Raw genomic sequence first — 11725 nt, forward strand, 5'->3', positions numbered from 1 at the left:
CAATATTAAAGTCGCCATGGGGATGCGAAGTGCCTGATATCCCATTCATTCCGTCCTTTATTTTAAGAGGCGCCGCCCCTAAGCGGCATCACGCGCCCATCCCCATTTCATCCGCGCCCGCTCAGGCTCGTCTGATCCGATCGGTGAAGCCGTTGACTTCGGTACGCAAAATGGTGGTTTGCTGGCCAAGCTTGGCGGCGCTGCCCAACAAATTATCGGCGGCAGAACCGGCATTGTTGACCTGATTAAGCACGTCGCCGATGGTGCGGGCGACCTCGGTGGTGCCCACCGCCGCCTGTTGCAGGCTTTGGCCGATTTCCCGCGTTGCCTCGAATTGTTGTTCGACGGCCGCGGAAATCTCGCCGGCGATGTCGTTCATGCGGGTAATGGTCGAGGCGATATGGCGAATGGCGCCGACCGCCCCCTGGGTCGCCGACTGAATGGCCGAAATTTGCACGCCGATTTCGCCGGTGGCCGAGGTGGTCTGGTTGGCCAGGGTCTTGACTTCCATGGCGACCACGGCGAAGCCCTTTCCGGCCTCACCGGCGCGGGCCGCTTCGATGGTGGCGTTGAGCGCCAGCAGATTAGTCTGCGACGCGATCTTTTCGATCAGGTGAATGACGGCGCCGATGCGGCCGGCGGCTTCGATCAGGCTGGTCACCACGTCGTCGGCCTGCCGCGCTTCCTCGACCGCGGCACCGGCGATGTTGGTGGATTCATTAACCTGGGCGCTGATGCTGGCCACCGAACTGGTCAGTTCCTCGACCGCGGCGGCGACCAGATTGACGTTGACGCTGGCTTCCTCGGTGGCGGCGGAGCCTTGGGTGGCATGCTGACGCGTTTGCAGCGACACATCGGCCACGGCCATGGCGTTGCTTTGCACCAACTCGGCCTCGGCGACCACGTGGTGGACCACGTCCATCACCGTGCTTTCGAAGTTTTGCGCCAGATTGTTCATGGCCTCGCGCTTCGCCTGTTCGGCATGCTGATGTTCGTGTTCCTGCGCCGCGCGCAGATGATCCATCTCGATGGCGTTATCCTTGAAGACCTGAACCGCCCGCGCCATGTCGCCCACTTCGTCGTGGCGGCCGATGGCGGGGACATCGACGGTTTTATCGCCGCCGGCCAGGGCGACCATGGTGGCGGTCAACGAACGGATCGGCTTGGCGATCGATGCGCCGATGACGATGGCGCAGGAAATTCCCAGCAAGATGGCCAAAATCGGCATCAAAACCGCCTGGGTGCGGCCACTGGCCAAAGCATCGCGGGCATTGGCCTGGGTCTGGTCCTGGGTGGTGGCGAATTCCGTCACCACTTGGCTGACGGCGCTCAGCAAGCGGTCCAGCACCAGACGGCTATCGGCTTGGGCGGCTTGCAGGCTTTGATTGCCTTCGGTCGCCTCACTCAGGCCACTGCTGAAGGTTTCGACGCCGGGCTTCATGGAGGCCAGGAATTTCTGTAAGCGGGGAATGGTAACCTGTGCCGACAAGCCGGCCAGGGATTCTTTCAACCGCACCAATTCATCACTGGCGGCAGTGGCGTCATTGGGGTCGAAAGTCGAGAGATAGCGGGCCGTCAACATCCGGGTCGCCTGCAAGGATTGCTGCATGCGCAACGCAGGTTGCGGCAACGATGAATCGCCGCTGGCCAGGGAAAGGTCAACCACGGCCATGGCGGTGGTATTAAGCTGGGCGCCGGACAGATAGGTCTTGCCTTGGCCTTCGCGGCGCTTGGCCACGGCGGCGACCACCCGTTCGAACGCGGCGCGGTAATCCTTGGCGGCTTGCTGGATCGCCCCAATCCGTGCCGGATCGCCCCCATGCTGGGTCAGGCGATCCAAACCGGCCAAAGCTTGTTCGAAAGAGGCCAATTCGTCCTTGGCGGCGGCCAGGGTATTTTCCGTTTGCAGCACCACATAGGCCAGCACAACACGGTCCAGCCGCTCGCTGAGTTGGGCCAGTTGGGCGGTATCCATGGCATCGCGCCCGGTTTCCATCACATGGTCCAACTGGCGGTCGATGATCCCGACATAGCGGACGAATTGGACGCCGAGAAAGGCGATCAACGACAGCACGACCAGAAAGCCGACGACGATTTTCTGACGAACCCGAAGGCGCGAGAATATGCCAAGGAAAGCGGCGCTATCGCTCATATCAAGTACTTTCAGCTAATGACCGGAAGAGGGGGAAGACGCGCCGGCCGGTGTGGTCGGCGCGTCCTGCCTAAGACGGCAAGGCTTACTTGACGTTCTTGATCGCGGTGATCTTTTCCATGGTGAATTCCTTGGCATACTTCTCATAGAAGGGCTTGAGCGCCGCTTCGAAAGCCGCCCGGTCGAAATCGGCGCCGGCGGTGATCTGAATGCCCGAGGTCTTCAACGCGGCCATGCCGTCTTCGTCCCGCTTGCGGACAAAAGCGCGCGAAGCCTTGCCACCGGCCTTGGCGGCGGCGATGAAAGCCTTTTGCACATCCGGCGGCAAAGCATCGAAGGCGTCCTTATTGATCAGGATCGCCGCCGGCGCATAGGTGTGGTTGGACAAGGTGATATACTTCTGCACTTCTTGCAGCTTCGATCCGACGATGGTGGTCACCGGATTTTCCTGGCCATCGGCCCGGCCGCTTTGCAGGGCCGGATAAAGCTGGGCGAAGGGCAGCGGGAAGGTTTCCGCCCCCAAGGTGCTGAAAGCGTCCTTATAGATGTCGCTTTCCGACAGGCGGATCTTCAGCCCCTTGATGTCGGCAGGGCTCTTGATCGGGCGCACCGAATTGGTCAACTGACGAAAGCCGTTTTCAGCCCAAGCCAAGCCCACGGTGTCCTGAGCCAGGAAAGATTGCAGCAATTCGGTGCCGATGGCGCCATCCAGCACCGCGTCGGCATGGGCGGTGTCGCGGAACAGCAGCATCAGGTCAAGGATGCCGACCTTGGGATTGAATTGAGCCAAGGCGCCGCCCGACGAGGAAACCACCATGTCGATGGTGCCAAGCTTGACGCCATCCAGCATGGCCTTGCCCGAGCCCAGGGCGCTGGCCGGAAACTCTTCCAGCTGATAGGCGCCGCCGGTGCTTTTCTTCAGTTCCTCGTTCATCACGCGGACGGCTTCGCTGAACTGAGAGCCCTTGGGCAGGACGTGCCCAACCTTCAGGGTCTGCCCAGCCTGGGCGGCACTGGCGGCAAACAAGCCGAGAGCGGCCAGGATCGTGCAGGAAAAACGGTTCATTATCACCTCCGGCGATTAACGCGAGCCTTATATGGTTACGTATTTTTACGCGTATAGTTCTTCGCGCACAATACGGTTAATACGATCTATGGCCGGTGGATAAACTCTATAATAATTATTAAATTCAAGCTTCTATTTCTATTAGGTGTTAATCCAACAATATAATTGTCGATGTTTCGTGTGGTTGATGTGTGCCGCTGCGGCTAGGAATGTTGTTGCTAAAAAAGTGTTAAAGTTTTCATCTGATCGTTTATTGGTTGTTTTCTTTGCTGTTGATTTCAGTTCTTGAATCGCTGTGGGTTTATCGTCCCATTAGGGGCTTCGCTCATCAAACGCGACAGCATCGCCCCGCCGCACAGCGTGGCCGCGATAACCACAACGCAGCCATGCCATCCATAAAGGGGCCAAAGCAGGCCGGGGATCACCGCTCCCAGGCTTCCGCCCAGATAAAAGCAACAGACATATAATCCGGCGGCGGCGCCGGGGCTGAAGCGGGCTGTGCGGCCGACATAGCCCAAGGCCAGGGATTGGCAAAGGAAGATGCCGATGATGAAGACGCAGATTCCGGCCATCACCGCGGGCACCATCGGGATCAGCAACAAGCCCAGCCCGGTCAGACAGATGGCGATGGCGGCGGCGATGGCTGGCCGCAGGGCAAGCCGGCGCAACAGGCGACCATTCATCGGGGCCATGGCGGCCCCCAAAGGATAGACCAGGAAGACCAGGCCGATTTCCGCCGGTCCCAGGTTGAAGGGCGGCTGGGCCAGATGAAAACCGACATAAGACAAGGTGCCGGTCATGGCGAACAGCACCGTCGCCCCGAACAAAGCGGCGGAGCGGATACGAAAATCCTTGGCGTGACGCCAGGTCGCCCCCAGATGGGCAGAGAAGCGGCTGTCCGGTTGCGGCGTATCGGCCGGCAACCAGTGCTGGATCACCGGCAGGCACGCCAGCGACAACACCGCCAGGGCGGCGAAGCCGGCTTGCCAACCGAAAAGCTCGCCGAACAGGCCGGCGACGAAGCGGCCGGCAAAGCCGCCCATGGCCGAGCCGCCGACGAACACCCCCATGATGGCGGCGGAAGCGGGGCCGGTCCAACGTCCGGTGATGAAGGCGACGGCCCCGGTCAACAAGGCTGGCAGGGCCATTCCCTGGGCGAAACGGGCCACCAGCACCTGATCAAGGGTCTGACACAGCACCAGGGCCAGGGTCAGTGGCCCCAATGCCGCCAGAGCCGCCAGCATGGCGCGCTTGCGGCCGAAACGGTCGGTCAGCGGCCCGGCCAACGGCGCCGCCACCGCCACCGCCAAGGTGGTGGCGCCGATCACCGTGCCGGTGGCGGCGACCGAGGTTCCCAGCGCCGCCGCCATGCGCGGCAAGACCGATTGCGGCGCGTATAAAGGCAGAAAAGCTGAGAACCCCAACAAGAAGACCGCGACCCTTTCTCGGGCACTTATGGTCATGCGGCGATCCGTCCTCCCCGATCCTCGTCAATCTGGTTGATCATGACGCGCATGCCGTCGGGGCCATATTGGCGGATGATGGTGTCGATGCCGGTGGCCGCTTTCCAGAAGCTTTTGTGGTTGCGGACACTGGCCTGACGGTCGATGACCGCTTCGATCAGGCACGGGCCGCCGCCGCCATTGGCTTCGGACAAAGCGCTGTCGAAGCTGCTGAGGTCGTCGGCGCTCCAGTGCCGCCAGCCGGCGGCGCGGGCGGCCATGCCGATATTGACGGTGGGGGGCGACAGGAAGTCGTTGTATTCCTTTATTCCGGCCGTCGGCAGGTAATCGAAGATGGCGCCGCCGCCATTGTTGAGCACCACCAAGGTGATGTTCAGGTCGTGGGCCAATTGCAGGCTGCCGACATCGTGGGAAAAGGCCATGTCGCCGATCATCGCCACCATGGGCAGATGACGTTGGGCGGCGGCGACTCCCAGCAAGGTGGCGATGGAGCCGTCGATGCCGTTGGTGCCGCGATTGGCCAGCAGGCGCAGATGCTTGGCGCTTAGGCCGGAAAAGCTGTCGAAGTCGCGGATGCTCATGGAATTGCCGGAGAAAATGGTGGCGCCAGGGGCGGCGGCGCCAATCAGACGGCGGATGATCGGCGCTTCCCACAGGCTGTTTTCGCTGGCGGCGCTGGCCAGCATATCGACATAGCGTTCGCAGGCGGCAAAGGATTGCAGCCAATCTGCCGGCGCTTGGGCGACGCCACCGCGGGCGGAGACGCCGCGGCAGAACGACGAGGGGTCCGAGCGCAACAGACGCGTTACCCGCAGCAGCGGATCGGCCCAGCGCACCGACGGGTCGACGATGATGTAATCGGTGGCCTTGGATTCCTGCAACCAGCTGAGTACCGGCTTGGCCGTGGGCGGGCCGCCGAAGCTGATCACCCATTCCGGCTGATGGCTGGCGGCGAATTCGTGCGAGCGCAAAAAGGCGTCGGCGCGCGAAATGACGCAAACGTCGTCGGGAACGTCAAAGCGCAAATTGCTCAGCGGATCGGTGATGATCGGGCAACCGGTGGCGCGGGCCAGATCATGCACCGCCGCGGCAAAACCCTCGTCGTCGATTTCGGTGGCGCCGCAGACGATGACGCCGCGCCGGCCGGAAATGGTCTGGGCGACATCCATGATGTCTTCCAGTTGCGGCCGGATCACCGAGCGGGTGATGGTCGGCGGCGCGACGGTGGGGTGCTTGATCCGGGTCTGGGGGATCAGCGGGTCACGGAACGGCATGTTGACATGCACCGGACCTGGTGACGGCCACAGGCTTTGTTCATAAATGCGCGAGGCCAGCGGCTGCAACGAATCGATGCTGCCATCGGGGAGCGGCAGATGGTGCGAGGCGCGCACATGCGGGCCGAAAACGCGGATCTGGTCGATGGCCTGGGCCGAGCAACGATCCTGGTTTTCCGGGGCCCGATCGGCGGTCAGCAAGATCAGCGGCGTCATTCCCGACGACGCTTCCATCACCGCCGGGTACCAATGGCCGGTGGCCGAACCCGAGGTGCAGATGAGGATGGTCGGCTTGCGGGTCGAGCGCGCCAAGCCCAAGGCATAAAAGGCGGCCGAGCGTTCGTCGATGATGACGGTGACCCGCAAGCTGGCATTGGCCCGACAGGCCAAAGCCAAAGGCGCCATTTGCGCGCCCGGCGACATCACCGCGTGGACGCAGCCATTGGCGACCAACGAGTCGATCAGAACCGCCGCCCAGCGGAAATTGTGTTCGGCATCGGCCTGAACCACACCGCGAAACGTCGTGTTGTCCGTCTCGGCGATTTTGGTCGTCGAGGCGAGTGCCGCTACCTTCATATGCCCATTTTCCATGCCAAAAGACCCCACACCAAGGGACAGATCGCCGCCCATGCCACGCTCCGATTGCTGAATAGATAGTTGGGTTTCCGGCTTCCGAGATGGACTTCTGCACAGCCTCGGGTGTTGCCGGCGCTTGGTATATCGCAATGCAATATAAAATCTCAACACATTTTATCGCAAAGCGACACAAAATGTCACTGCATACAATCACAAATGGTCTATTTAGAGTTTAGGCCGGAAGTATGGCATTTGGTGTGCGCAAAATTTGCGCATTAGCCATGACAACCTAGCGTTACAAAAAGAGAAACAAGCCTGTTTCCGCGGTTGTCGCGGCAAGGATGGGGATCACCAACCGCCATCCCGGTGATATCCGGCGAAACGTTCGGCCAGGAAGTCCAGGAACAGACGGACTTTGGCCGAAAGCAGGTGGCGCTGTTGATAGATGGCGTGGATGTCGGCGGCCTCGCCGGACCAATCGGGCAGCACCCGGACCAACTCGCCGCTGCGCAGATAGGGGGCGATATCCCATTCCGAACGCAACAAGACGCCGTGGCCCTTAAGGGCCCAATCCACCGCCACCTCGCCATGATTGGCGCTCAGACGGCCTTTGACCTTGATGTTGCTGTGCAGGGCGCCGGCCACCAGCCGCCAGGTGTTGAAGGCGCGGTCATTCTCGCGGATGACGATGCAATCATGCGTGGTTAAGTCGTGCGGGGCCAGGGGCGGAGGACGGCGGTCGAGATAAGCCGGGGCGGCGCATAAAATGCGCCGATTGCTGGCGATCTTGCGGGCCAGCAGGCCGGAATCGGCGCCTAATCCGAAGCGGATGCCGACATCCATGCCCTCGGCGACCAGATCCAGCGGGCGGTCGCTGAGGTGCAATTGCACATCGACCAGAGGGTACAAGGCGATGAAGTCGGACACCGCCGGCCCCAGATGGCGGCGGCCGAAACCAAAGCCGGCGCTCAGACGCAGCAAGCCGCGCGGGGTTTGGTGGGCCGCGGTCAAGGCATGCTCAAGTTGCTCGATGTCGTGCAAGATGCGCTGGCCTTGCTCCAGGTAATGTTCGCCCTCGGGGGTCAGGCTTTGCCGGCGGGTGGTGCGGTTGAGCAGACGGATTCCCAGCCGCGCTTCCAATGCGGCCAGTCGGCGGCTGACCGCCGGCGGTGACAAGCCAAGCTGCTGCGCCGCCGCCGTCAGGCTGGAATGTTGGCAGAGGGTGACGAAGAAGGCGATGTCCAGACTGTTGTCCATTATTGCGTTCCGCGCATGAGTAAATAAAAAAATAGGCCATTTTTCCAATCCATGGCGTGAATATGCTGACCCTCGATCCCGTTGTCGAGGCCGCCGATGTCATTTTCCCTGATCCCTGTCTTGTTGATTTCATTGCCGTTGGGGGCGCTGCTCGGCTTTTTTGGCGGGCTGTTCGGCATTGGCGGCGGCATTATCGCCATTCCGGTGCTGGCGTTGGGCTTCGGTCTTGATCAGGCCACCGCCCAAGGCACCGCCCTGGTGATGATGGTGCCTAATCTGCTGGTCGGCTGGTGGCGTTATGCCCGCCATAACCCGGTGTCGTTGCCCCAGGCGGCGGCGGTGGCGGTGGTCGGTTCGGCCACCACCTGGGGGATGGCGCATTTCGCCCAGGCGCTTGACCAGGGGATATTGCGCGGCTTGTTCGCCTTATTCCTGCTGTTCGTCGCCGGGCGGATGATCGTGTGCAATCCGGTTGCCGAAGCGGCGCCGGTTCGGCGCAACCAACGTCTGCTGCCGCTGGTCGGGGTGGTCGGCGGGGCGTCCATGGGGTTGTTGGGAGTGGGGGGCGGTCTGATGGCGACGCCGCTGCTGACCGGTTGGTTCGGCCTGCGTCAGCGGGTGGCTCAAAGCTTTGCCTTGGCCTTGGTGGCGCCGTCCTCGGTGTTCGCGTTAGGCGCCTACGCGCAAAATCAACGGGTGGATTGGACCATGGGCAGCGCCTTGGCGGTAGGAGGCGTCGTCACCGTTGCCGCGGGTGTCAATCTGGCCCATCGCTGGCCCGAACGCACCTTGCGCCGGGCCTTTGGCTGGATGATGGCGGCAACATCGGTGTGGCTGGTGATCAGTCAGCACCTGCTTGGACGTTAAGCACCGAGGCGGCTTGTTTGACCACTTCGGTGAAATCAGCCAAAGGCGCAAAGGGACCGGCGGTCAGCATCAGATTATCGACCAGAGCGAAATCCTCGACGATCATGCCGTGCTGCTGACAAAACGAACGGCCGTCTTCGTCGCGTTGATGCTCGACCCGGTCGATATAGGGCCGGGTTTCCTCGCACCAGGAAAATACCGGCTTGCCCAAGGCTTCGGCATAGCCCATTTCCCAAGCGGTGCCGGCATCGGCGCCAGGGCCGCGAAACGGCGAGATACAGGCGATTACCCCGTCGCAGGCTCTGATCTTGTCCACATTGGCTTGGCGGATGGCGGCGGCTTGCTGTTCGCGCGGCAATGCCGTCCAATCGGCCGCGCCATCCAGCGGCGCGACGCCATCCAGGCCATGCTCGGCGCAAATTTCCTTGAGATACTGGAACAACGCCTGGGCCGCCGGATGAAACACCGCCGGGCCGGCAAGATAAAGGGTGGGTTTGCGGGTCATGGGATCGCCTTGCAATGGGGGGGACATGCTGCCGCAAGCGGGGGCGGGTGCCAAGAGGCTATGCCCGGTCGAAAAGACACTTTAAATATGCCGCAAGAGTCAGATCGGAGAATGCGCGATGACCTGTAAAATCTGTGGAACCGAGGCGGGCGAGGCCGATCATTGCAGCGAACATTGTCGCCTTAAGCTCGAATGTCTGCGCATCGCCTGGGATCGCGCCGCCAAGATGGTGGGGGTCAACGGCTATTATGACCGCCGTTACCGCGAACATCTCCGCAATCACAATACGCGCGGCGCCAATACCATGCGCAAGGAATGGGAAACCGCCCGCGCCCGGTTGGGGGAGCGGCCTTAGGGGCTCCGGCTTTACAATCGGCGCAACAGCCAGGCGGCGATCAGGTTGAGGGCGGCCAAGCCCAGGAATAGATCGGTGATCCCGATTCCGGCGGCCAGCAAGGCGGCGCAGGCGAGGCTGGAAAAGACCATGAAGATGGCATTGGCCACATTATTGGCGGCGACTACGCGGGCGCGGAACGTTTCGGCGCTGCGGGTCTGAAGGATGACGTAAAGCGGCACGATATAGATGCCGCCGCAGATGGAAAAAGCCAGCAGATCGGCGAGGACACGCCAGAATGACGGCGTCGCCAGGACGGTGGCAAGGCCGCGCAAGGGGCCGCCGTCGCCGCTGGCATTGGCGGCGGCGAAGTACAGATCGGTGGCGAACAGGCTCATGCCCAGGGCGGCCCAGGGGACGTGGCGGGTGGAAATCTCGCCCTTGAGCAGCCGCCCGCACAGGATCGAGCCCAGGCCGATGCCGATGGAGAACATGGTTAGCATCAGCGTCACCACCGGGCCGTCAGCGTTCAGGCTGTCCTTGGCGAAGGCGGGGAACTGGGTCAGATAGGTGGCGCCGACCAGCCAAAACCAGGAAATCCCCAAGATTGCGGCCATTAAATCGGGATGGCCGCGCACCAAGCGCCACAAAGCGACATTGGGGCCGATCAGGCCGATGCCGATGCTGACCTGGCGGTCGCCGCCATGGGCTTTGGGCAGCCGCAACGAAGCGGCGAAGCCCATGATCGCTAGCGCCATCATGGTGACGGTGACCCAGATTTCCCCATCTTCCATCAGGGCCAGGGTGCCGCCGCCGATGGTGCCCAGCAGGATGGCCAGGAAGGTTCCGCCCTCGATCAGGGCGTTGCCGCCGATCAATTCATTGTCTTTCAGGTATTCCGGCAGCACCGCGTATTTGATTGGGCCGGTGAAGGTGGATTGAAGTCCCAGCAGGAACAAGGCGGCCAGCATCAGCGGCACGGATCCGGCCAGCAAAGCGGCGGCGCCGATGGCCGAAATAACGATTTCCGCCGCTTTCCAGGTCTTCATCAGCCGGCTTTTCTCGAAACGGTCCGACATTTCCCCGGCCAGGGCGGAAAACAGGAAAAAGGGGGCGATGAACAAGCCCGCCGCCACTGTCGCCAGGATTTTCGGCTCCATTCCGGCTTGGCCGCCCAGCTTGTAGATCACCAGCATGATCAGCGCGTTTTTGAAAAAATTATCGTTGGCGGCGCCGAGGAACTGGCCGACGAAGAGCGGCCAGAAACGCCGCCGGGTCAACAGCGCAAAGGGGCGGTCATCCATGGTCGTCACTCCAATATCCGTTCCTTGTATGGCCGGCGACCAGGGCGCGCAATTGGCCATGCACGGCGCGGGCAGCGGAAGAAAGGGGCTGACCGCTGGCATGGGCCAGGGAAATGGTGCGCTCGATTGCCGGGCGGAAAATGGGAATGATATCCAGTCGGGCGGCGATGTCGCCATGGCGGGCGAAGCGCTGCGACAAAATGGTGTAGCCGATGCCGTCGGCGACCAATGTCTTGATCTGGTCAAGCGCGTCCAATTCGACAATGACGTTGGGCGGTCGGCGGCGGATGGTGGCGGCCCGCTCGACTTCCTCGCGCACGCCGTGGGGGCGTGACGGCATGATCAGCGGCAAAGCCAGCACGCTTTCCATATCGATGCGGTCGCGGCCGCGCAGGTCGGGCGATGCCTTGGCGCCGACCAGACACAAGCTTTCACGGGCCAGGAATTCCGCCGTCAATCCGGCCGGCGGTTCGATGCCGAACACCACCGCCATGTCCACCTCGCCCGACAAGATCCATTCCTGCATATGTCCGGACAGCGATTCGACCACCCGCAACCGAATGTCGGGATAGTGTTCGCGGATCAGTTTGACCAAGGGGACGGTCAGGATGGTCCCCAAGCTGGTGGGGATGCCGATGACCGCCGGCCCGGCCGGCGCCGCCTCGATTCCACGGACGTCGTCGATCAGGTCGTTCATCATGGTTTGCAAGGTTTGCGCCCGTTGGGCCAGTCGGGTTCCGGCTTCGGTCGGCACCACGCCGCGACTGGTGCGGTGGAGCAGGGGGCAGCCGAATTCGGCTTCCAACCGTTTCAGATGCAGGCTGAGCGCCGGTTGCGCCACCCGCAACACCGTCGCCGCCCGCGACAGCGAGCCCTGTTCGCAGATCGAGAGAAAATAGCGCAGCTGGCGCAAATCCATGGCCCGCC

The 11725-nt window shown here is 62.2% G+C and carries 10 protein-coding genes; 2 read left to right on the plus strand and 8 right to left on the minus strand.

Annotated features, from left to right (window positions below):
• Positions 1-121: 121 nt before the first annotated feature.
• The 5 genes from KEC16_RS17370 to KEC16_RS17390 form a co-directional block, all read right to left on the minus strand.
• Entirely contained in the window at positions 122-2152 is a 2031-nt protein-coding gene (locus KEC16_RS17370; protein ID WP_211551284.1) for a methyl-accepting chemotaxis protein, read from the minus strand.
• A gap of 85 nt (positions 2153-2237) precedes the next feature.
• Entirely contained in the window at positions 2238-3218 is a 981-nt protein-coding gene (locus tag KEC16_RS17375) for a DctP family TRAP transporter solute-binding subunit (RefSeq protein ID WP_211551286.1), read from the minus strand.
• A 278-nt stretch (positions 3219-3496) separates the two neighbouring features.
• Positions 3497-4681 carry an MFS transporter gene (locus tag KEC16_RS17380; protein ID WP_211551288.1) on the minus strand — a complete coding sequence of 395 codons (1185 nt, stop codon included), beginning with the start codon at positions 4679-4681 and terminating at the stop codon, positions 3497-3499.
• Positions 4678-6531, minus strand: coding sequence for a 2-succinyl-5-enolpyruvyl-6-hydroxy-3-cyclohexene-1-carboxylic-acid synthase (menD, locus tag KEC16_RS17385; RefSeq protein ID WP_249209289.1), 1854 nt, complete (start codon positions 6529-6531; stop codon positions 4678-4680). Before menD ends, KEC16_RS17380 begins: the two co-directional genes overlap by 4 nt.
• 348 nt (positions 6532-6879) lie before the next feature.
• A complete protein-coding gene (locus tag KEC16_RS17390) occupies positions 6880-7788 on the minus strand; it encodes a LysR family transcriptional regulator (RefSeq protein ID WP_211551292.1) in 909 nt (302 codons plus the stop codon).
• Between the two features lie 96 nt (positions 7789-7884).
• On the opposite strand from KEC16_RS17390, the gene KEC16_RS17395 reads away from it, so the two are divergent.
• On the plus strand, positions 7885-8655 hold the full coding sequence (locus tag KEC16_RS17395; protein WP_211551294.1) for a sulfite exporter TauE/SafE family protein: 771 nt from the start codon (positions 7885-7887) through the stop codon (positions 8653-8655).
• Here the strand turns inward: KEC16_RS17395 and KEC16_RS17400 are convergent.
• Positions 8630-9160, minus strand: coding sequence for a nucleoside 2-deoxyribosyltransferase (locus tag KEC16_RS17400; RefSeq protein ID WP_211551296.1), 531 nt, complete (start codon positions 9158-9160; stop codon positions 8630-8632). The genes KEC16_RS17395 and KEC16_RS17400 overlap by 26 nt on opposite strands.
• 118 nt (positions 9161-9278) lie before the next feature.
• Here KEC16_RS17400 and KEC16_RS17405 point away from each other — a divergent pair, with 118 nt between their 5' ends.
• Entirely contained in the window at positions 9279-9515 is a 237-nt protein-coding gene (locus tag KEC16_RS17405; RefSeq protein ID WP_211551298.1) for a hypothetical protein, read from the plus strand.
• A gap of 11 nt (positions 9516-9526) precedes the next feature.
• Here the strand turns inward: KEC16_RS17405 and KEC16_RS17410 are convergent, their stop codons facing one another.
• Both KEC16_RS17410 and KEC16_RS17415 read right to left on the minus strand, forming a co-directional pair.
• Positions 9527-10798, minus strand: a complete 1272-nt coding sequence (locus KEC16_RS17410; protein ID WP_211551329.1) for an MFS transporter — start codon at positions 10796-10798, stop codon at positions 9527-9529.
• On the minus strand, positions 10791-11717 hold the full coding sequence (locus tag KEC16_RS17415) for a LysR family transcriptional regulator (RefSeq protein ID WP_211551300.1): 927 nt from the start codon (positions 11715-11717) through the stop codon (positions 10791-10793). The genes KEC16_RS17410 and KEC16_RS17415 overlap by 8 nt, the downstream gene beginning before the upstream one ends.
• Positions 11718-11725 lie beyond the last annotated feature (8 nt).

Source organism: Magnetospirillum sulfuroxidans (assembly GCF_018224925.1).
Taxonomy (GTDB): domain Bacteria; phylum Pseudomonadota; class Alphaproteobacteria; order Rhodospirillales; family Magnetospirillaceae; genus Magnetospirillum; species Magnetospirillum sulfuroxidans.